Annotated in this window: 22 protein-coding genes; 10 read left to right on the plus strand and 12 right to left on the minus strand. The window is 45.1% G+C overall.

Annotated features, from left to right (window positions below):
- Nucleotides 1-8: 8 nt before the first annotated feature.
- The 4 genes from VC178_RS05500 to VC178_RS05515 form a co-directional block, all read right to left on the minus strand.
- Entirely contained in the window at nt 9-257 is a 249-nt protein-coding gene (locus VC178_RS05500; RefSeq protein ID WP_323481848.1) for a protein tyrosine phosphatase, read from the minus strand.
- 74 nt (nt 258-331) lie between these two features.
- The gene (locus tag VC178_RS05505) at nt 332-1,480 is read right to left on the minus strand and encodes an aminotransferase class V-fold PLP-dependent enzyme (protein ID WP_216125291.1); all 1,149 of its coding nucleotides are present in this window, start codon (nt 1,478-1,480) and stop codon (nt 332-334) included.
- Nucleotides 1,481-1,534: 54 nt separating this feature from the next.
- Nucleotides 1,535-2,431 (minus strand): tripartite tricarboxylate transporter substrate binding protein, encoded by an 897-nt coding sequence (locus tag VC178_RS05510; protein WP_323481849.1) that lies wholly within the window; start codon nt 2,429-2,431, stop codon nt 1,535-1,537.
- Nucleotides 2,432-2,488: 57 nt separating this feature from the next.
- Entirely contained in the window at nt 2,489-3,418 is a 930-nt protein-coding gene (locus tag VC178_RS05515) for a fumarylacetoacetate hydrolase family protein (RefSeq protein ID WP_323481850.1), read from the minus strand.
- 82 nt (nt 3,419-3,500) lie between these two features.
- On the opposite strand from VC178_RS05515, the gene VC178_RS05520 reads away from it, so the two are divergent.
- Nucleotides 3,501-4,469 (plus strand): tripartite tricarboxylate transporter substrate binding protein, encoded by a 969-nt coding sequence (locus tag VC178_RS05520; protein ID WP_323481851.1) that lies wholly within the window; start codon nt 3,501-3,503, stop codon nt 4,467-4,469.
- Between the two features lie 11 nt (nt 4,470-4,480).
- Here the strand turns inward: VC178_RS05520 and VC178_RS05525 are convergent, their stop codons facing one another.
- From VC178_RS05525 to tcuA, 3 genes are read right to left on the minus strand one after another with little or no spacing between them, the layout of a single operon-like run.
- Nucleotides 4,481-5,455 (minus strand): Bug family tripartite tricarboxylate transporter substrate binding protein, encoded by a 975-nt coding sequence (locus VC178_RS05525; RefSeq protein ID WP_216125277.1) that lies wholly within the window; start codon nt 5,453-5,455, stop codon nt 4,481-4,483.
- 38 nt (nt 5,456-5,493) lie between these two features.
- Complete coding sequence (gene tcuB / locus VC178_RS05530) at nt 5,494-6,636, minus strand: tricarballylate utilization 4Fe-4S protein TcuB (RefSeq protein ID WP_323481852.1); 1,143 nt, start codon at nt 6,634-6,636, stop codon at nt 5,494-5,496.
- Nucleotides 6,624-8,027, minus strand: a complete 1,404-nt coding sequence (gene tcuA / locus VC178_RS05535; protein ID WP_216125267.1) for an FAD-dependent tricarballylate dehydrogenase TcuA — start codon at nt 8,025-8,027, stop codon at nt 6,624-6,626. The genes tcuB and tcuA overlap by 13 nt, the downstream gene beginning before the upstream one ends.
- A 112-nt stretch (nt 8,028-8,139) precedes the next feature.
- Here tcuA and VC178_RS05540 point away from each other — a divergent pair, with 112 nt between their 5' ends.
- Complete coding sequence (locus tag VC178_RS05540) at nt 8,140-9,093, plus strand: dihydrodipicolinate synthase family protein (RefSeq protein ID WP_323481853.1); 954 nt, start codon at nt 8,140-8,142, stop codon at nt 9,091-9,093.
- On the opposite strand, the gene VC178_RS05545 is transcribed toward VC178_RS05540, so the two are convergent.
- On the minus strand, nt 9,090-10,010 hold the full coding sequence (locus VC178_RS05545; protein ID WP_323481854.1) for a DMT family transporter: 921 nt from the start codon (nt 10,008-10,010) through the stop codon (nt 9,090-9,092). The genes VC178_RS05540 and VC178_RS05545 overlap by 4 nt on opposite strands.
- Before the next feature lie 141 nt (nt 10,011-10,151).
- Here VC178_RS05545 and VC178_RS05550 point away from each other — a divergent pair, with 141 nt between their 5' ends.
- The 5 genes from VC178_RS05550 (at nt 10,152) to VC178_RS05570 (ending at nt 13,146) form a co-directional block, all read left to right on the plus strand.
- A complete protein-coding gene (locus VC178_RS05550) occupies nt 10,152-11,297 on the plus strand; it encodes an alpha-hydroxy acid oxidase (RefSeq protein WP_215295154.1) in 1,146 nt (381 codons plus the stop codon).
- Nucleotides 11,298-11,489: 192 nt separating this feature from the next.
- Nucleotides 11,490-12,098 carry a hypothetical protein gene (locus tag VC178_RS05555; RefSeq protein WP_251369955.1) on the plus strand — a complete coding sequence of 203 codons (609 nt, stop codon included), beginning with the start codon at nt 11,490-11,492 and terminating at the stop codon, nt 12,096-12,098.
- A gap of 25 nt (nt 12,099-12,123) precedes the next feature.
- Nucleotides 12,124-12,312, plus strand: a complete 189-nt coding sequence (locus VC178_RS05560) for a hypothetical protein (RefSeq protein WP_215295156.1) — start codon at nt 12,124-12,126, stop codon at nt 12,310-12,312.
- 102 nt (nt 12,313-12,414) lie between these two features.
- Nucleotides 12,415-12,957 carry a cytochrome b gene (locus tag VC178_RS05565; RefSeq protein ID WP_216176809.1) on the plus strand — a complete coding sequence of 181 codons (543 nt, stop codon included), beginning with the start codon at nt 12,415-12,417 and terminating at the stop codon, nt 12,955-12,957.
- 12 nt (nt 12,958-12,969) lie between these two features.
- On the plus strand, nt 12,970-13,146 hold the full coding sequence (locus VC178_RS05570; RefSeq protein ID WP_215295160.1) for a hypothetical protein: 177 nt from the start codon (nt 12,970-12,972) through the stop codon (nt 13,144-13,146).
- Nucleotides 13,147-13,203: 57 nt separating this feature from the next.
- On the opposite strand, the gene VC178_RS05575 is transcribed toward VC178_RS05570, so the two are convergent.
- The gene (locus VC178_RS05575; RefSeq protein WP_323481855.1) at nt 13,204-14,304 is read right to left on the minus strand and encodes an alkene reductase; all 1,101 of its coding nucleotides are present in this window, start codon (nt 14,302-14,304) and stop codon (nt 13,204-13,206) included.
- A 70-nt stretch (nt 14,305-14,374) separates the two neighbouring features.
- Nucleotides 14,375-15,295 (minus strand): hydrogen peroxide-inducible genes activator, encoded by a 921-nt coding sequence (locus VC178_RS05580; RefSeq protein ID WP_215318331.1) that lies wholly within the window; start codon nt 15,293-15,295, stop codon nt 14,375-14,377.
- A 150-nt stretch (nt 15,296-15,445) separates the two neighbouring features.
- Between VC178_RS05580 and VC178_RS05585 the strand changes: the two genes are divergently transcribed.
- Both VC178_RS05585 and VC178_RS05590 read left to right on the plus strand, forming a co-directional pair.
- Nucleotides 15,446-15,610, plus strand: a complete 165-nt coding sequence (locus tag VC178_RS05585; protein WP_215295166.1) for a rubredoxin — start codon at nt 15,446-15,448, stop codon at nt 15,608-15,610.
- A 65-nt stretch (nt 15,611-15,675) separates the two neighbouring features.
- Nucleotides 15,676-16,845 (plus strand): NAD(P)/FAD-dependent oxidoreductase, encoded by a 1,170-nt coding sequence (locus tag VC178_RS05590; protein ID WP_323481856.1) that lies wholly within the window; start codon nt 15,676-15,678, stop codon nt 16,843-16,845.
- Between the two features lie 75 nt (nt 16,846-16,920).
- Here VC178_RS05590 and VC178_RS05595 read toward each other — a convergent pair whose 3' ends face one another.
- On the minus strand, nt 16,921-17,514 hold the full coding sequence (locus VC178_RS05595; RefSeq protein WP_215295169.1) for a urate hydroxylase PuuD: 594 nt from the start codon (nt 17,512-17,514) through the stop codon (nt 16,921-16,923).
- Between the two features lie 169 nt (nt 17,515-17,683).
- Between VC178_RS05595 and VC178_RS05600 the strand changes: the two genes are divergently transcribed.
- Nucleotides 17,684-18,664: a tripartite tricarboxylate transporter substrate binding protein gene (locus VC178_RS05600; RefSeq protein WP_323481857.1), complete on the plus strand. Its 981-nt coding sequence runs from the start codon at nt 17,684-17,686 to the stop codon at nt 18,662-18,664.
- A gap of 45 nt (nt 18,665-18,709) precedes the next feature.
- Here the strand turns inward: VC178_RS05600 and VC178_RS05605 are convergent, their stop codons facing one another.
- Nucleotides 18,710-19,486 carry a 3-hydroxybutyrate dehydrogenase gene (locus VC178_RS05605; protein ID WP_323481858.1) on the minus strand — a complete coding sequence of 259 codons (777 nt, stop codon included), beginning with the start codon at nt 19,484-19,486 and terminating at the stop codon, nt 18,710-18,712.
- Nucleotides 19,487-19,496: the final 10 nt, after the last annotated feature.

Genomic DNA, 19,496 nt, shown 5'->3' on the forward strand with positions numbered 1-19,496 from the left:
AGAAACTACTAAGCTGCTGGTTCTGTAGCTTTAGCTCTTTTCTTAGACTTCTTCTTGGTTTTTTTCTCGGCTTTCTTTTCTTTTTTAGTCTTCTTTGCGATCGCATTATCCGCTGGTGCTACATCTGGAGCAGCAGTAGGCGCTGAAGTAGGAGTAGCTGTCGTGGAAGAATCGGCAGCCATCGCGGAGATGGAAGATAACCCAATCGCTGCTGAAACAAGGGTGGCCAAACTAAAGCGAGCGATACGAGAAATCATACGACCCTCTAAAAAGGTTATGAATCATTTAAAAAGGCCATCATCAGACGGCCTTTTTGTTTTACTAAATCGCATTATGCAGGCTGCGCTTCTGCCTCAGTAATTTTTTCTAGGGCGGCAGCTAAGTGACCAACAGTACGGTCAACATGAGCCAGCTTTTCTAAACCAAATAAACCTAGACGGAATGTACGGAAATCTGATCTTTCATCACACTGAAGTGGCACACCTGCAGCAGTTTGCATGCCTAGCGCAATAAATTTTTTGCCAGACTGAATATCCGGATCCTTGGTGTAGCTCACAACTACGCAAGGGGCTTGGAAGCCTTTCGCAGAAACTGAGTGATAGCCTTTGGATACGAGTAATTCACGAACTTTGGTACCAAGCTCTACTTGTTTTGTTTTTAAAGCAGCAAAGCCAAGAGATTGTGTTTCTTTCATGACACCGCGCAAGATCTTGAGTGCATCGGTAGGCATAGTGGTGTGATACACATGGCCGCCCTTTTCATAGGCTTCCATGATTTGCAACCACTTTTTCAAGTCCATTGAAAAACTACTGCTTTGAGTAGTATCAATACGCTCACGAGCTCTTTCGCCTAAAGCGATTAAGGCGCAGCATGGCGAGCTGCTCCAACCTTTTTGTGGCGCTGTAATCAAGACGTCCACATTACAAGCTTTCATATCAACCCACATTGCACCAGAGGCAATGCAATCTAATACAAACAAACCATTTACAGAGCGCACTGCTTCACCAACTGCTTTGAGGTAATCATCTGGCAAGATGATGCCGGCAGAAGTTTCAACGTGAGGAGCAAATACCACGGCTGGCTTTTCTTTCTTAATAAAAGCCACTACTTCCTCAATCGGTGCAGGGGCAAATACACCCTGTGCAGAATCTTCTAATTGACGACCTTTGATAACAGATACATTGTCAGCGATATGGTCCAAGTCAAAAATTTGGGTCCAACGATAGCTAAACCAGCCATTGCGCAGCACTAGACACTTCTGTTTATTGGCAAATTGACGAGCAACTGCTTCCATGCCGAAAGTACCGCTACCAGGAACGATCACTGCAGAGCTGGCGTTATAAGCATCCTTAAGGACACTAGAAATATCGACCATCACACGTTTAAATTCTTCAGACATGTGATTTAAAGAGCGATCGGTGTAAACAACCGAAAACTCTAGCAATCCATCTGGATCAACATTGGGAAGTAAGCCTGGCATAGTAATTTCCTAGGGATTTCTGTGATTAGCCCTAAATGATACCGATTTAAGCATTTATTGCACTGCAATCTTGTTTTCTTTGATCAATTTGGCCCATTTTGACTGGTCTAGACGTAAAAACGCAGCAAATTCCTCGGCACTACCACTGGCAGGGTCACTTCCCCGCTCCAACATAGCCTTCCGAATTCTCTCCTGAGCTAAAACAAACATCACGGTTTGGTTGATCTTTTGCACCACCGATTTTGGTGTATTGGCAGGCGCGAACAATCCAAACCAACCTACTGCGCTATAGCCTGGTAGACCAGATTCGGCAACAGTGGGAATATTCGGCAAGGCTTCCGATCGCTTTGCACCCGTTTGCGCTAAAGCTAGTAACTTTCCAGATTCAATTTGTGGCATCACAGTTTGTGCAGGCGCAAACATTAAATCAATATGCCCTGCTAATAAATCCGTTAAAGCCTGCCCAGTTCCTTTGTATGGAACATGTAGTAATGTCACGCCAGCCATTGAAGCAAATAACTCACCTGCTAGGTGCGATGCCGAACCTGGTCCTGAAGAGCCATAACGAACTTTTCCAGGATTGGATTTTGCATAGGCAATTAAAGCCTTGATTGAAGTCACATTCAATCCAGAGTTAGTAGTAACAACATAGGGCGAAGCCGATACAAGCGCTACTGGAGAAAACTGTGCAATATTTTTTTCTGTGACGGCAGCAGTTGAGCCCATCAATAAGGTGTAGCCATCTGCTGGAGACTGGGCAACCAAGTCAGCACCAATGAAGCCGCTTGCACCTGGACGATTTTCAATCACGATAGATTGCTTCCATAATTCTCCGACTGTGGGAGCAATCAAACGAATTAATGTATCTGCGCCGCCGCCAGGTGGAAACGGCACGATGACTTTAATTGACTTCGAGGGATAAACATCGGCTGCGCTAACAAATGATGACACAAGAGTAGTACAACACAAAAGTACCAACATCAGAGGCAATGCTCGCTTCATAATGCTCTATTCAATAATCGTTGTGCGTAACGTAGAAATACCATCGATGGCGCACTCTACTACGTCACCGGGCTTTAAATAGAGATCTTCTGCATTTTCTTTGCCAACAGCAACACCGCCAGGTGCGCCCGTAGAAAACATGTCCCCTGCTTCAATGGGAATAAAGCGCGAGAAGTGCTCCAAAATATCTGAGATCTTCCAAATCTGATCCACTGTATTGACGCGCATCCGCTCTTGTCCATTAACCGAACAGGTCATCCACAAGTTATAAACATCGGGAATCTCATCGATCGTGACAATTTCTGGCCCAAGAGGACCAAAGCCTGGAATATTCTTACCTGTCCAAAAACGCGAACCAGATGCTACTTCACGTAATTGCAAATCGCGGCAAGTCAAATCATTCAAGATGGTGACACCCGCTACGTAATCCATAGCCTCAGCTTTTTTTGCCCCCAGGGCTCTTTTGCCAATCACAAAGACTAACTCAGGCTCGTAATCCAAGCGAATAATTCCCTTTGGACGCACTACTTTGGCTTCGTGACCAGATAAACAGGAATTAAGCTTAATAAATGAAGTGGGCTCTTGAGGAATTTCTTTAATCAAGTTAGTGCGCTTGAGCTCTTCTAAGTGTGTGCGATAGTTTTTACCAACACAGAGAAACTTTTCTGCATCGGTAATCGGGGGTAGGTAAGTAATTGTTTTTGGATTAATGAATAGGGATGAGTAATCACTTGCAGCAACTACCCAAGACTTAGCCTGATCCATCACCTTGCTACCAGCCTGCAAGAAGGCCTTCATATCGCCTGGGAAATCCGCAATTCCTAACTTTTTAGCAACATCGACAAATGGCAGAATTTGATCGCCAGAGGGATTTGGCAAGCGAGCACCGATTTCAGGATGATTTGAACCAGCGTGAGTAAAGGTAATGAGTCTCATGTTGTCTTTAAATTAAATTATTTAGAAGGGGGTATTAATGGTTAAAGTTGATACCATACTATAAAAATCATCGGAGACAAGCATGAAGATTCAGCAGTGTTTTTGTGGCGTCATTGCCTTTCTAGCGTTGTACTGTTCAATAGGTATGGCACAAGAATACCCAAATAAACCAATCAAGGTTGTGATTCCTTATGCTCCAGGCGGCCCGTCTGATATTTTCGGTAGGCTGCTCTTCCAAAAAATTACTGAAAATACTGGTTACACATTCTTTATCGAAAATAAGCCTGGAGCAAGTGCCAACATTGGCATTCAATATGTTGCCAAATCCAATCCTGATGGCTACACACTTCTTCTTAGCAGTAGTGCATTTGTGATTAACCCTTCTCTTATTGCAAATTCTGGATATGATGCAAGTCGTGATTTTGCGGCAATTTCATTGCCAGCAAGCTCACCTAATATCATCGTTGTTAATCCCACATTCCCCGCCAAAAATTTCAAGGAATTTTTGGCCTTAATCAAACAAAACCCAGGCAAGTATGACTATTCATCGCCTGGGGCTGGCACAAGTCCGCAGCTGACAGCCGAGTTGCTAAAGCTAAAGGCCAATTTAGACATTAAACACATAGCTTATAACGGTGGTGGGCCAGCGCTTCAAGCAGTCTTAAGCAATGATGTACCCATTGGTTTTGCAGTGTTACCGCCAACTGTCCAGCAAATTTCAGGAGGCAAGGTGCTTGGCTTAGCAGTAACCAGTTCCGCAAGATATCCTTCCCTACCAGATATCCCTACAGTTGCAGAATCTGGACTACCCGAATTTGAAGGGGAAACCATTCAGTTTTTGATGGCGCCTGCAGGAACCCCAAAATCGATCATTCAAAAACTTCATCAGGAAATTACCAAGGTCCTTGGCAATCAAGAGATGCGCAATAAACTATCCGGCATGGGCTTTATTGTCAGCCTCAGAACTCCAGAGCAATCCGAACAAAAGATTAAGCTTGAAGTTGAAAAATGGGCGCAGGTCATTAAGGCAAATAAAATTCAAGCAGACTAATGAAAGCATGATTAATTGGCTGTAATTCCTGCAGCCTTCACTACTAACTCATTCTTTTTTAACTCACTAGCCATAAAGTTTTTAAATTGCTCGGGGGTGCCCCCTATGATCACCGTACCCTCAGCAGAGAATATTTCGACAACTTCTTTATTGGCTAATCCGACATTCACCGCTTGATTTAATTGCTGAATAATTTTTTGCCCAGTACCAGCAGGGGCGAGGATTCCATACCAAGTACCAGCATCTACTCCACTTACCCCAGCCTGCACGAGGGTTGGAACTTCTGGCAATAGCGCAGATCTATTTTTAGAGCTTACCGCTAGTGCTCTTAGCTTGCCAGACTTAATAAATGGTGCAGATGTGCTCACCGTATCAAACAAGACATCAATCTCCCCGCCAAGCAAGGCAGTTAATGCAGGATTGGTTCCCTTAAATGGGATATGCGTCATATCTATTTTCGTCGCCATCTTAAAGGACTCGCCGGCAAGATGCGCTGCGCTGCCATTCCCAAAGGATCCATAATTCATTCTGCCCTTGGCATCCGATCCGGCCCTCAATAAATCAGCAACAGAATATATTTTTGAATCCGCATTGACTACCAACACTAAGGGTTGAGCAGATATCAGTATCACTGGCTCAAAACCTTTTACTGGGTCATACGGCAAATTAGGGTAAGTAAATGGGCTAACCGTTAAGGGCCCAGCTGCACTAAACAATAAGGTGTAGCCATCTGGCGAAGCTTTGGAGACAAAGTCCTGACCGATCGTGCCACCAGCACCCGCTTTATTCTCAACAAGAACAGGTTGATTCAGGCTTGAGGAAAGTATCTTGGCAATCAGCCTCGCCGTAATATCAGTGCCACCGCCAGGCGCGTACGGAACCACTAGCTTAATTGGTCTATTTGGGTAGGGTTGAGCCCATGTTGAGACAATCCCAAGAACCATTAAGGTCAGTAGAAAAACAGAATGCAGGAATTTTTTCTTCATCACAGTTCTCGCCTTCTTTGTGGAGTTAGAAATACATACTAGTCAGAGCCTAACTTCAATGTACTTGGCTGACGTTTCTCAACTGCATTTTTTAATAAGGCTGCCATACGATAAATGCCGTGTGCAAATTTTCCATAGGGCATAGTTAAAAATAAGCCCATCACAAACCCCAAATGAATGATCAGCAAATAAGACATCAAGGCACTTTCTCGAAGTACCAGTAAGAATAGGCCAGATAAGCTAATCAAAAACAGTAGCAAAATAAAAGCTCTGTCCATCGGCTTTTGGCGTGCATCACCATGAAGGGGATTGCGACGTAGATTTAAAAAGAGTAGTCCAATTGGGCCAATCAAAAGACCTAGTCCGCCAACCGTACCAAGAATCACTGGCAGACTATTAAACGCATAAGGAGCGTCTAGTTTCAGAACATAGTGGTATAGCGTTGCAACACTAGTAGATGCAAAACAGAGCATGAAGCCATAAAAGGTAAAGTGGTGAAAACGCTTTCGCCAAAGCGTGAAACCATCATCCTCATTATTACAACCCTGCCCGTGTCCGCCATCCAGGTATTTCATTGTCAAGGCGTCATGAGCTGATTCACCAATAGCAGCAATTGAAGCACCAGTCTTAGAAATATTGCGCCAGAAGTTATAAAAACCAATCCCTAGCGCAAGCATAGAAAAGGAAAATACGGCACCAAAGATTAAAACCAATACATTGTGAGGAAAGACGGCATAAAAGTTTCCATTTAAGGTTACGTTTGAATTTTCTCTGAGCGCTGTTGATAGCCACAAAAAGAAAGCCAAAGCCAAGGAACAGGCAAGCGCAACAATGACACCATTATTTTTATAAAGCCTACCGAATGATTTGGGCCAAGCATATTCAACATAGGTTTCTTGGCGAACAGCTGCCATAGCCTGCGGGACATTTACGGCAAATTCATTCGGAGGAGCATATTGGCATGAATGCAGGCAAGCACCACAGTTATGACAAAGATTTGCCAAATAATTAATATCTGCCTTATTAAATTGCAAACGCCTTGTCATAGCGGGAAACACTGCACAGAAACCCTCGCAATACCTACAAGCATTACAGATTGTCATGATGCGATCAACTTCACCCTCCTGATCGCTCATGCCAGTTCGCCTGGCCTCCTGAATTAAGTCATTTAACTGTTGCATCTTGATTCATTCCCTGCTGCAGAGGCGGCATTTCTACCAGCTATTCGACCAAAAGCAGTCCCTATGGCCATCCCAATACCAGCCGTGTAACCTTTGCCTAAAATATTTCCTGCCATCATTTCTCCAGCTACAAATAAATTGTTGCTGCGAGTGCCATTCAAAAATATCGCGGATGTCTCATCGGTTTTGAGACCAAGATAGGTAAACGTAACACCGGGTCGCAAAGGGTAACCATAAAATGGGGGCACTTCAATCGTGGTAGCCCAATGTGTTTTTTCAGGAGCTATACCTTCGGTATGGCAATTATCCAAAGTCGTATGGTCAAACTCGCCGGGTTTACAAGCCGCGTTAAATTCTTGTACCGTATTTTTTAACACCTCAGCGTCCAAACCAAGCTTAGAAGCTAACTCATCCAGACTATGAGATTCATTGCCGGAAAATACTGGGGGCATAAAGCGACCAATCGATTTCGAGTCAATAATCGAATAAGCAATTTGATCAGGCTGTTGGGCTACTAACCTGCCCCAAATTGCATAACGCTTAGGCCAAAAATCTTCACCCTCGTCATAAAAACGCTTGGCATGCTTGTTTACAACGATACCAAGAGAAACACAATCAATGCGGGTACAAATACCGCCATCATAAAGTGGCGACCGCGCATCAATTGCTGCCATATGTGCCTGAGTGGGATCTCCAACCTGATCCGCGCCAGCGGCAATCATGTGTTTTAGAAGAACCCCTTTATTAAAGGTGGTTCCGCGGATTAAAAAATTATCCGCCGGACTTGCGCCATGCTCGTCAATGCCCCATGCTTCTCGCTGCCATTCAATATTAGATTCAAAACCTCCTGCAGCAAGTACGCAACTTTTTGCTGCAATTCTTCGACCGTCCTTAAGATGGGCTGCAACAAATTGTTTATCTGAAAGCTCAATTGAAGTAACCTCAGAGTCATATTGAATATCAATACCAGCCTTTTCAGCGCTTCGGTAGTAGGCGTTTACCAATGCCTTGCCACCACCCATAAAAAATGCGTTAGTTCTAGATAAGTGCAAAGTACCAGAAAGAGGAGCCTGAAAATGCACTCCATATTTTTGCATCCAAGTACGACAAGTTGCAGATTCACGAATGGCAATCCTCGCTAGAGGCTCATTGGTTAAGCCACCAGTTACTTTGAGCAAATCCTGCCAATATTCATCTTCAGGATAGGATTCCAATAAAACATCTTGAGGCTCTTCATGCATACAACGGATGTTTCGAGTGTGTGAAGAGTTGCCACCACGCCATTCCTTGGGGGCAGACTCAAGCAATGTCACAGACGCCCCAGACTCTCTTGCCATTAACGCTGCACATAAGGCAGCATTACCTCCGCCAATTACTAGTACGTCGGTCAAAATAAACCTTTTTATTTACTGTTGGTGTACGAAAAGTAACTTTACTATAGAATTTGCTACAACATCATCGAGCCCTAAAAGCACTCTCCCATTTAAAACCTAAAGGTCTGCAATGCCTGAAAATCAAAAATCCCTTGTGCTTCGCGGCCTTTACCCTGCAACGATTACACCCTTCAAAGCCGACCTGAGCGTAGACTATGAAGCCTTAGCCCGCCACCTTAAAGAGACCGCTCATACACCTGGGGTCAAGGGGCTTGCAGTAAATGCTGGGCTCGCAGAAATCCTACAACTTTCAGATGATGAGAAAAGGAAAGTACTGCATTTAGCTCGAGAAATTTTGCTCCCCGGACAAATATTGATTAGCGGAATTGAAGGAAGAGGACCTGCAGCCGTTAAAGATGGTCTTCTAGCAAAAGAAGCTGGGGCAGATGCACTATTAGTACTCAATCCATTTGATGCGCGCCCATATCGTAGACTGGCTCAAAACCCTGCATCAGCTTATCAATTCTTCAAAATGTTGGATGAGCAGGTTGATTTGCCAATGATTGTTTTTCAATACCCCGATCCATCTGGCTGCGCTTACTCACTAGAATCTTTGGTCAAAATTTCTACCATTCGAAATGTGGTTGCAGTGAAAGCCGCCTGCGGAACAGTGACTCGTTATGTGCAAATTTGGGAAGCATTGCACGACAAACTCACTGTCTTAGCCGCACTTGATTCACCTCCACTGCTAGGAATGCTGCTGCATGGCGTTCATGGAGCGTTAATTGGTATCAGCGTTATAGACACGCCAAAGTGGGTTGAGTTAATTGATGCCGCAATGAATGGCGACGCCGTTAAAGCACAAAAAATTCACCGTGATTTTTGTATTCCAATCATGGATGGAGTCTTTGAAAACCAAGAGCCAAGCTCTCCCACCAGTGAAGTGGCTTGCGTTAAAGAAGCTTTAGTACAGCTTGGGCAAATTCCTAACTCTCTCGTGAGACCGCCAGCAGTAGATGTCACTGAGAGTCACCGCACTCATGTTAAGCGGGGTTTAATTGCTTCCGGCTTATTAAAAGGCTAAGCAGCATTTCCTTTTGGGCTGGTGGTTTTAGAGGAAACCCAAATCCCAGCCACAATCAAGGCAAACGCTAAGGCATGAAATAACTGTGGGGGCTCACCTAACATAGCTGCAGATAAGATGGCAGTAAACAGCGGAATAAAGTTTGCAAAGAAAGCGGCTACGGTAGGACCCGCTCCACTGACACCCATACCCCAGCAACGGTAAGCAATGAGTGAGGGTCCAACGGCGACAAACAGAATCAAAGAGCCAGTCCATAGATTGAGATCAAGATAAGCATGCCCAGTGGCAATCTCAAAGCCATCAAACAGTCCGGTCCATAACAGGCCCACCAATACTTGGGCCATCAAAAAATCTGCCCAAGGCCATTGACGTTCCGAGCTTGAACCAGGCTTACTAAGCATCCAGCTATAAGTAGCCCACAAGAACGTGGCTAACATAATAAAGAGATCGCCGATAACCAATTGCATCCCCAGCAAGGTGGATGGCTCACCTCTCGTTAATACAATCGCTACCCCAAGTAAAGAAACGATGGCGCCAATCAATTGCAGTAGATTTGGCTTCACTTGGTAAAACACAGCACCAATAAACAACATCCAAATTGGCATACTGGCACCAATTAAGGTGACATTGATTGCGGTAGAAGTTTGTAACGCTAGATATAAAAGAACGTTATAGCTACCTACCCCAAAGAGACCTAAGAGCACAAAACGCTTCTTGTTCTGCCATAAATCACTTCCCGGTTTAAAGACACGCCAACCCAAAGGTAGTAAGAGTAAAGCGGCTAGACCCCAACGTACCGTACTCAAGGTAATCGGCGAAACACTGCCCACCAATAAGCGCCCAGCTATCGCATTTCCAGCCCATAAGGCTGTCGCGATCAACAGATAAGTAGCAGTAGCAAAGATCAGTTTAGGCATGCAATCGTGAGGGATGGGTAGCCATTAAAGGCGCTCTGAATAGGTATACCCTAGCATTGTAGAAACAAATCCTCGGTATTGCTAAGATAGAGCTTAATTAGATAAATGCTAATCCAAAAGAGCAATCAATAAGGGTTCACAGTGCCAATCATTACCAATATCGAAGACTTACGGGTTCTTCACCAAAAACGTACCCCCAAGATGTTTTATGACTATGCAGATTCAGGGTCTTGGACAGAGTCTACCTATCGTGCGAATGAATCTGATTTTCAGAAAATCAAATTACGTCAACGTGTCGCAGTCAATATGACCAATCGCACCACCAAAACAACGATGGTGGGTGAAGAGGTGGCAATGCCAGTAGCGCTGGCACCCACTGGTTTAACTGGTATGCAACATGCAGATGGCGAAATTCTGGCAGCAAGAGCTGCTGAAAAGTTTGGTGTGCCCTTCTGCTTGTCAACGATGAGTATCTGCTCGATCGAAGATGTGGCTGAACGTACTACCAAACCCTTTTGGTTTCAGCTTTACGTCATGAAAGATCGTGGCTTTATTGAGCGCCTCATTGAGCGTGCAAAAGCAGCGAAGTGCTCCGCCCTAGTCTTAACACTCGATTTACAAATCTTAGGTCAACGTCATAAAGATTTAAAGAACGGCTTGTCTGCCCCTCCAAAGCTAACGATCGCCAATATGATGAATATGGCCACGAAGCCACGCTGGTGCTTAGGAATGGCGATGACACCGCGCAGAACATTCCGCAACATCGTCGGTCACGCTACTGGTGTAGGCAATATGTCTTCACTCTCCTCTTGGACTGCGGAGCAATTCGATCCAGGTTTGAACTGGGGCGATGTTGAATGGATCAAAAAACTCTGGGGTGGCAAGCTCATCATCAAAGGCATCTTGGATGAAGAAGATGCGCGCCTCGCAGCAAACTCAGGCGCTGATGCATTAATCGTCTCAAACCATGGCGGTCGCCAACTCGATGGTGCGATTTCGAGTATCCAAGCGCTACCCGGGATTGTGAATGCCGTAGGCAAAGATATTGAAGTCTGGATGGATGGTGGCATTCGCTCTGGCCAAGATGTTTTAAAAGCATGGGCATTGGGTGCGCGCGGTACGATGATTGGGCGCCCCTTTCTCTATGGCCTAGGCGCCATGGGTGAGGCTGGCGTGACTAAATGCCTCGAACTCATCCACAATGAGTTAGATATCACTATGGCATTTACAGGTCATCGTGATATTCAGGATGTGACTAAAGACATTTTGTATCCGGGAACTTTCTAAATTTCTTATCTCCTTAACCACCCCGCTTTAGTCTTTGGGATTGCATTTCTGTGCTTCGCTTTATCTGTTCTTTTTGGTAACGCAGTACTGAGTCGCTTTCGCACGAAAGACACCGAAACCTCAGAAGACCTCGGCGTCATTCAAACGGCAACCCTGACCTTACTGGCACTCATTATTGGCTTTACTTTCTCAATGGCGATTGACCGGCATGACAATCGAGAGACTCTCGAAGAAGGTGAAGCCAATGCTATTGGTACTGAATATCTCAGGGCGGATCTTCTACCGAGCAAGGCTTCCGCTAGAACCAAGGACCTCCTCAATCAATACCTTGATCAGCGCATTCTCTTCTACTCAAGACAAAGTAAAGATAAAGTTCAGGAGATACAGCAAAAGACCGATGCACTTCAGAATGCCCTCTGGGTTGAAGTGCTAGAGGTCGCTCGTTCACAGCCAAGCCCCACTATAGCCCTGGTCATTTCAGGCATGAATGATGTTTTAAATTCTCAGGGATATGTACAAGCCGCCTGGTGGAATCGAATCCCCTATCCTGCCTGGGCCCTCATGTCAGCAATTGCCATATGTGCAAATATGTTGGTTGGCTTTGGTGCCCGCAATTTTAGAAAAAATGTAGGGCTTTTCATGATCTTCCCTTTTGTGACATCGATATCTTTCTTTTTAATAGCAGATATTGATAGTCCGAGAGGTGGCGTGATCCGCATTGAACCACGCAATCTCATGACTCTGAAACAAAACTTAAATCCCAAGATGGTCATCACCAATCCATCTTCAACCAATCATTAAGCTACACCCCAAATAGGCGGTAATCATGAAACGTGTTGTTGATGTGTATAAGAACCGCGGCCGCGAGTTGGTATGGACTTACGTTATTCACCTGCAAAATGATGATGAGTTTCATCCTGGCCAACTCGATTTTGAGGTCGAAGCGCTACGCCTATCTCTGCTGGATAAAAGAGGTCTGCTGAGCGAGCTTAGCGCCAAAGTAAGGCTAAATTAACCCTGGGATACCCAGAAATAGGGGAAATTACCCATAGTCTTGTTATTGCTAATGAGAGTCATTATCATTTATGATGAATCATTACCTCAATAACGCCTTACTATGTCTAAATCACAATATCACCCTGCCTCCATCTTTCTTCACTGGTTTGTATTCCTTCTCGTCATCGCAGCATTTATTGCTATTGAATTAAAAGGTCAGTTTCCTAAAGGGAGTGAGCCCCGTGAGCTTTGTAAAATAGTTCACGGTGTGATTGGGCAGCTCATTTTTTTAGCCATGGCCCTTCGCCTCATGGTTCGCTTGGTTTATGGCGTTCCTAAGCCTACTAACCCCAAACCGATATTGACTTCTTTTGCCCAAGCAATGCATTGGCTCATGTATGCTCTGCTATTGATATCGCCCATCTTTGGCATGCTTTATTTCCAATACGGTGGCAAAGAAATCCATTTCTTTGGATTGGTATGGCCTCAGCTACTAACCCCTAATCCGGAGATGAAAAAACTCGTTGAAGGAATCCATGAGTTTTTAGGAAATTCACTTTACTTCCTGATTGGCATTCATGCTTTAGCTGGCTTGTGGCAACATTACATTATTAAGGACGACACCCTACGTCGTATGCTCAATAAGATTAAAGCCCCCGCTTAAGGACTTTTAAAGATGAAACCGCTTTCTAAAAAAGCCAAGATGGCTGTTGGATGGACGATTTTGATGACCGTAGTAGGTACCGCTATGTTGCATCAATGGCAATTCTTTGCAATGGGTTGTGCCTCGCTTGCTTTATTACTAGTAGCTAATCACTACGATCTTCTCAAAGACCCCGAAGACAAAAAATAAACCCCACCGATAAGAGTGGGGTTTATTCAGTAGCTTCATGTGCTTACTGTCATTGCTCTAGAGCGTTGGGTAATCGGTATAACCCGCCTCTTGACCGCCATAGAAGGTAGCGCGGTTATAGGGATTCAGAGAAGCATTACTTTGGAAGCGCTCAACTAAATCTGGATTAGAGATGTAGAGACGACCGTAAGCTACTGTATCAGCCAAACCTGCTTCTAATACTTTTTCGCCCATTGCCTGATCGTAGCCACCAGCAGTGATAAATTGCCCCTGATAGGCTTTACGGAAAAGCTCTGAAGTCACTGGCGCATCCTCATTTACCTGATCTCCGCCACCAGCACTGGTAGCGCGTGGCTCAATCATATGGACATAAGCCAAGTTGTAAGTATTTAACTTCTGGATTGCTGCACTAAATAGCGCTACCGGATCACTATCAGCCATGTCATTAAAGGTGCCATAAGGTGAAAGACGAACGCCAACCTTATCACTGGGAAATACTTTACTGACTGCATCAATCACTTCGCCTAATAAACGCAAACGATTGTCGATTGAGCCGCCATATTGATCAGATCGTTGATTGGTTTTATCTTGCAAGAACTGATCCAATAAATAACCATTGGCAGAATGAATTTCAACCCCGTCAAAGCCTGCAAGCTTTGCATTCTGAGCGGCCGCTGCATACTCTTTCAAAAGACGCGCAATATCATCTAAGCTCATTGCCTTGGGAGTTTCGTAGTCGTGCAACTTCCAATCAGCGCCATAAGTTTGCCCTGATGCAGCAATGGCCGAAGGAGCCTCCGGTACGCCCTGCTCTGGATGTAATGAAGAATGAGAAATGCGCCCCACATGCCACAACTGCGCGACGATAGTGCCACCTTTGGCATGCACAGCGTCAACAATTTCTTTCCAGGCAGCCGTTTGCTCTGGCGAGTAAATACCCGGCGTTGCTGGATAACCCATTCCCAAAGGGGAAATTTGGGTTGCTTCTGTAATGATGAGGCCAGCACTCGCACGCTGCGCATAATAAGTCTTTGCCAGTGGATTTGGTACGTCACCTGCTACTGCGCGCATCCTTGTCAGCGGCGCCATGACCAGACGATTCTTTAATTGAATAGAACCCAGTTTTACTGGGGTAAACATAATTTCTTTTCCGGACATTAAATACTTTCTTTATGAATAATGAAACAACAGGGGTGACTCTAACAATGTTTACTATTTCGTGCAGGGCTTACTTTGACTTTTGAAGATTGATACCAAAGCGCTCCCGAATACAAGCCGATAGTGCAGCAAACTCTGCGAGGTGGGCAGTAGACGATCTTGCAACCAAAGCAATGATCCGTTTTGGCGCAGGTGCAGCCATGGCTTTGGCAACCAAATCGCTGTTATTGAGCAGACTACTTTTCACGGCCATCTCTGGAAGCAAAGCAATCCCAAAACCAGATTCAACCATTTGCAACAAGGTCAACAAGCTAGTCGCTTCCATGCCCTCATCCTTCCGAATGTCTGCTTTTTTGCAGGCTTGCAAGCTATGTTCGCGCAAGCAATGCCCCTCTTCTAAGAGCAATAGTCGCTCCGCCATTTTGGCAGGCAAAGTGACCTCTTTACCTTTGAGTGCTGGATCACCCTCGCGAGCTACCAACCAAAAGTGATCATCGAATAATTCTTCTACTAGCAGACCGCTGACATCATAAGGCAAGGCAATTAAGGCGAAATCCAATTTATGCTCAGCCAACCTAGATAACAAGTTCGCTGTTAAATCTTCTCGCAAAGTAATTTTAAGATCTGGAAATCGTTTACGGACTTCCGGTAAGACTGTGGGCAATAGGAATGGCGCAATCGTTGGAATCACCCCTAACCGAATGGTTGCTGTCATGGGCTTGCCTGAAGCACCCGCATACTCCACTAAATCTTCAGAGGCCGTCAAAATTAATTTAGCGCGCTCAAGAACCTCTACACCCGCAGGAGTGATAGAAACATTTTGGCGATCACGCTCAACTAGCTTTATCCCCAAACCCTCTTCTAATTCTTTTAAGCCAGCACTGAGAGTAGATTGCCCGACAAAACAGGTCTCAGCTGCACGAGTGAAATTCAGCTCTTTAGCTAAAGCCACCAAATAATTCAGCTGTCTTAATGACGGTAAATACGCCATGACGCCTCCTTATCGATTAATTTGATTAATAATAGCATATTCATTCATTGGAATGATATCAAGATACCCTCTGCAATAGGCTGTTGAGGCTCAGCAAGAAATAAAGCGGAATTAAATTTAAACTCATCCTTCAACATTAAAGGAACCAAAATGAATTCTTGGCAATGTATCGTATGTGGCTTTATCTATGATGAAGCAAAAGGCCTTCCAGAGGATGGGATTGCCCCCGGTACCGCTTGGGCGGATGTACCAGATAACTGGGAGTGTCCAGATTGTGGAGTATCAAAATCTGACTTTGAAATGGTGCAGATTTAATCATCGAATCTATTTCGATATCTACATTGCATCACCACAATTAACGCATTACTAGGGAGTCCAGCTTGGATCAAAATAATTCGAAATCCTCATCTGCTATTGTCATTGTTGGTAGCGGATTGGCTGGATATACCGTCATACGCGAAATCCGAAAACTCGATAAAGAGATTCCTATTACGCTTGTGACAAAAGAGCCGGGATATTTTTACTCCAAACCGATGCTCTCAACTGCGCTAGCTGGGAAAAAAGAGGCAGCTCAATTAATTTCTACTCCAGCAGAGGCTATGGCAAGCCAATTAGGACTCAACATCTTATCTGAAACAGATGTGTATGCGATCGATAGCGCCAAGCAAATCATCATTACGAGTAAAGGTGAGATCACTTACCGTCAACTCGTCTTGGCTCTGGGCGCAGATCAGATTCGCCTCCCACTCCAAGGCAATGCCGCTCATGAAGTATTGACTGTCAATGATCTTGAAGATTATGCAAAGTTTCGCAATGCTATTTCAGGCAAAAAGAAAGTTGCCATTTTGGGTGCGGGACTGATTGGCTGCGAGTTTGCCAATGACTTAGTGCTAGGCAACTACGAAGTCGATGTCATTGACTTGGCACCACAAGCTCTTGGACGCTTGATACCAGAGATGGCAGCAAACGATTTGCAAAGTAAACTAAGTGCTGCTGGAGTGCGATGGCATTTCAACACCACTGTGCAATCCATCGATCGCAATAGCAATGAACTCAATATCACTTTAGCCAATGGTACTCTGATTGCTAGCGATGTAGTGCTGTCAGCTGTGGGACTAAAACCTCGCCTTGATCTTGCTAAAGCAGCTGGCATAGCTACCGGCATTGGCATTCAAGTCAACCGAGAATTAGAAACCAATGCACCCCATGTATATGCACTAGGTGATTGTGCTGAAGTGGAAGGTCTGGTGCTGCCTTATGTGATGCCGATCATGCAAGCAGCTCGAGCATTGGCAGTGACGCTGACTGGTCAACGTACTGCCCTCACCTATCCTGCAATGCCCGTGATGGTGAAAACACCGGCATTGGCTACGATCGTTTCGCCCCCAGCCAAAGGTGCTACTGGGCAATGGAAAACCAATCCTGTTGAAGGCGGACTAGAAGCGCGCTTTGAGTCTGAAGATGGCAAGCTTTTGGGATTTGTACTGATGGGCACAGCGACTGCACAGCGTGGTGCCCTCACTAAGGAGTTGCCCGCTATTCTGGCCTAGCGTTTTTACGCTTACCCTTAGGGAATAAAAAAGGCCCGCATCGCGGGCCTTTTCATTGATGCGAACTCAGAGTGATTATGAAACGATCACGAACCAAGTAGTGTTATGTGATTGTGCAGACATCAAGAACAACATTGGCACTGAGAGCACTGTGTTCAAGCGGGATGTCAACATCGCAACGCGGGCAGATTTTGCTTTGACATCAGCTTCAACAGTTACGATGCCAAGAGCACGTTTCTGATTAGGCCAAATGATGAACCATACGTTGAAAGCCATTATCAAGGCAATCCACATGCCCAAGCCAATTGCACGGAATGGCGCTTGTAATGTAAACGCTTGATGGAGATAGCCATTCAAAGCAGCAACAATCAAACCAGTCACTACTGTGAAGAGTGCTGCGTAACGGAACCAAAACAATGCTGTTGGAGCAATCACTTTACCAATCGCTGGCTTTTGCTCATCTGGGATTTTTGGCATAGATGGAATTTGCACAAAGTTGAAGTACCAGAGCAAACCAATCCACATCACGCCAAACATCACGTGCAACCAACGGAATATGAATGGCAATTCAGCAGAGCTAAAGTTACCGCCCAAAGCGAGAATAATTAAAACGAGGAGCACAAAACCAGCCAATACTGTGCGTCCCAATGAGGTCAAAATTGAAGCCATAAAAGGATCTCCTAGATATAAGAATGCGCTGTAACTATAAACGATTCTGCTGATTTTGTTCGGGTAGCCAAAATTCCATCATTCTTACCCAAAATTGTCACTTCGATAGTGACTTCGCCCAGTTTGGGGCGCAAAATAAGCAAAAAACAGCAACCGAACGAGAAGATATATGCCTGCCCCATCTTTTTTCAAAACACTGATTTACCTCACGCTCACAGCATTTACTTACATCTGTAGCGTCTACGCTCAGGAATTTCCACCTAAGAAGACCATCACGATTGTGGTTGGCTTTGCAGCCGGCGGATCTGCTGACAGTGCAGCTCGTGTGATTGCCAAAAAATTAAGTGAAGATCTTGGACAAAATGTGATTGTGGACAATAAGCCCGGTGCTGGTGGCAACATTGCGCATGCTTATACCGCTACTGCACCAACTGATGGATCGGTCATCCTCTTTGGCTCCATCGGACCACTGTCTATCGCACCGCATCTGATGAAGTTACCCTATGATCCCCAAAAAGATTTAGCCCCCTTAACGATGGGGGTTACCTTCCCGAATGTCTTGGTGGTAATTCCAGAGCTGGGTGTCAAGAACTTTAAAGAATATATAGCGCTAGCCAAAAAGAATCCTGGCAAGATTACTTTTGCCTCTACAGGTAGTGGCTCTGCATCTCACTTACAGGGCGAACTCTTAAACGTACGTGCTGATATTGATACCGTTCATGTCCCCTATAAAGGTGGCAGCCCAGCGATGGTCGATCTTCTAGGTGGCCGAGTCTCTTCTTATTACTCTGCTCTAGCGACTGCTGATCCATATATCAAAAATGGCAAGCTCATTCCGATTGCGACCACTGGATTAAAACGCGCGCCCACCCTTCCCAATGTTCCAACGATTGCAGAGTCTGGCTATCCAGGATTTGATGCCAGTAACTGGTATGCATTTGTAGCACCAGGAAAAACGCCTGACATCATTTTAGAGAAGTGGAATAAAGCGCTAGTAGCAGCGCTGAAAGATAAGGCCACTAGTACGCAATTAGCCGAGCATGGCTTAACGCCCAATCCAGGTAGCAGGGAAGACTTACAAAAATACATTGCGAGTCAATCTGCGATGTGGGGCAAGATCATCGCAGATAAAAAGATCACTGATGAGTAAGCTCTGCAGAGTTACTCAAAGCTAGCGCTATTTGGTAACAAATATTTACTGAGCAGCCCAACCGCCATCCATATTCCAAGCTACGCCACGAACTTCAGAGGCGTCAGGACCACAGAGAAATACTGCAAGCGCGGCTAACTGCTCTGGAGTTACAAACTCTCCAGACGGTTGCTTCTCCGATACCAAGGCAGCCTTAGCGGCGTCATTAGAGATGCCTTCACGCTCAGCGCGGGCATCTACCTGCTTTTGTACCAATGGTGTCAATACCCAACCTGGGCAAATCGCATTACAAGTAATACCAGTGCGGGCATTTTCAAGTGCAGTGACTTTGGTTAAACCAATGATGCCATGCTTAGCAGCGACATAAGCTGCCTTCTGCATCGACGCAACCAAGCCATGAACAGAAGCAATATTAATAATACGGCCCCAGTTACGCTGTTTCATTCCAGGGAGCGCATGATGTGTCGTATGGAATGCAGAACTTAAGTTAATGGCAATGATGGCATCCCATTTATCTGTTGGGAATTCTTCAATGTTGGCGGTGTACTGAATGCCAGCGTTATTCACCAAAATATCCAATGAGCCAAAACGTTTTTCGGTTTGGGCAATAAGATCTTTAATCTCGGCAGGCTTACTCATATCTGCGCCGTGGTAATCCACTTCGACCCCACAGGCCTTGATCTTGGCAATCGCTTCCTCTTTTTCGCCAAAGCCATTGACCATGATGTTGGCACCTTGTTTTGCTAAAGCAATAGCCATACCCAAACCAATACCGCTAGTAGATCCTGTCACTAGGGCTGTTTTACCTTTTAATGAAGACATATCGATTTTT

The organism is Polynucleobacter sp. AP-Sanab-80-C2 (genome assembly GCF_035012965.1).
In the GTDB taxonomy this organism is placed as follows: Bacteria; Pseudomonadota; Gammaproteobacteria; order Burkholderiales; family Burkholderiaceae; genus Polynucleobacter.

Bases quoted from the DNA above. Each gene is read 5' to 3' on its own strand.
- VC178_RS05500 (WP_323481848.1), bottom strand. From the start codon at position 257: ATGATTTCTCGTATCGCTCGCTTTAGTTTGGCCACCCTTGTTTCAGCA.
- VC178_RS05505 (WP_216125291.1), bottom strand. From the start codon at position 1,480: ATGCCAGGCTTACTTCCCAATGTTGATCCAGATGGATTGCTAGAGTTT.
- VC178_RS05515 (WP_323481850.1), bottom strand. From the start codon at position 3,418: ATGAGACTCATTACCTTTACTCACGCTGGTTCAAATCATCCTGAAATC.
- VC178_RS05520 (WP_323481851.1), top strand. From the start codon at position 3,501: ATGAAGATTCAGCAGTGTTTTTGTGGCGTCATTGCCTTTCTAGCGTTG.
- VC178_RS05525 (WP_216125277.1), bottom strand. From the start codon at position 5,455: ATGAAGAAAAAATTCCTGCATTCTGTTTTTCTACTGACCTTAATGGTT.
- tcuB (WP_323481852.1), bottom strand. From the start codon at position 6,636: ATGCAACAGTTAAATGACTTAATTCAGGAGGCCAGGCGAACTGGCATG.
- VC178_RS05540 (WP_323481853.1), top strand. From the start codon at position 8,140: ATGCCTGAAAATCAAAAATCCCTTGTGCTTCGCGGCCTTTACCCTGCA.
- VC178_RS05545 (WP_323481854.1), bottom strand. From the start codon at position 10,010: ATGCCTAAACTGATCTTTGCTACTGCTACTTATCTGTTGATCGCGACA.
- VC178_RS05555 (WP_251369955.1), top strand. From the start codon at position 11,490: ATGGCGATTGACCGGCATGACAATCGAGAGACTCTCGAAGAAGGTGAA.
- VC178_RS05560 (WP_215295156.1), top strand. From the start codon at position 12,124: ATGAAACGTGTTGTTGATGTGTATAAGAACCGCGGCCGCGAGTTGGTA.
- VC178_RS05565 (WP_216176809.1), top strand. From the start codon at position 12,415: ATGTCTAAATCACAATATCACCCTGCCTCCATCTTTCTTCACTGGTTT.
- VC178_RS05570 (WP_215295160.1), top strand. From the start codon at position 12,970: ATGAAACCGCTTTCTAAAAAAGCCAAGATGGCTGTTGGATGGACGATT.
- VC178_RS05575 (WP_323481855.1), bottom strand. From the start codon at position 14,304: ATGTCCGGAAAAGAAATTATGTTTACCCCAGTAAAACTGGGTTCTATT.
- VC178_RS05580 (WP_215318331.1), bottom strand. From the start codon at position 15,295: ATGGCGTATTTACCGTCATTAAGACAGCTGAATTATTTGGTGGCTTTA.
- VC178_RS05585 (WP_215295166.1), top strand. From the start codon at position 15,446: ATGAATTCTTGGCAATGTATCGTATGTGGCTTTATCTATGATGAAGCA.
- VC178_RS05595 (WP_215295169.1), bottom strand. From the start codon at position 17,514: ATGGCTTCAATTTTGACCTCATTGGGACGCACAGTATTGGCTGGTTTT.
- VC178_RS05600 (WP_323481857.1), top strand. From the start codon at position 17,684: ATGCCTGCCCCATCTTTTTTCAAAACACTGATTTACCTCACGCTCACA.
- VC178_RS05605 (WP_323481858.1), bottom strand. From the start codon at position 19,486: ATGTCTTCATTAAAAGGTAAAACAGCCCTAGTGACAGGATCTACTAGC.